This is a genomic window from Furfurilactobacillus siliginis, assembly GCF_001437435.1.
GTDB classification, from domain to species: domain Bacteria; phylum Bacillota; class Bacilli; order Lactobacillales; family Lactobacillaceae; genus Furfurilactobacillus; species Furfurilactobacillus siliginis.
This window is the reverse complement of sequence record NZ_JQCB01000004.1, coordinates 120662-120917: the sequence shown is the minus strand read 5'-3', so window position 1 is coordinate 120917 and position 256 is coordinate 120662.

The following is a 256-nucleotide window of genomic DNA, read 5'->3' as shown; positions in this document are numbered from 1 at the left end:
TGTTACCCTGTTTTGGCGGAGAGTGTCGCTCGCTTTGCGAGCGGCACAACCGTTAGTGCCAAAGTAAAAGTCAGACGCAACATCAAATAACCGCTCCAACAGTTCTACGTACACGTAGAACTGTTGGAGCGGTTATTTGATGCTTGTAGTTAACTATTACATAGAGTGACCGTTGGCCGCTGCAGTCACAGTGGCGGCGAGTTTACTTCGATGTTCACTGCACTTGTGCTTTGCCCGCAGAGCGGGCAAAGCACTT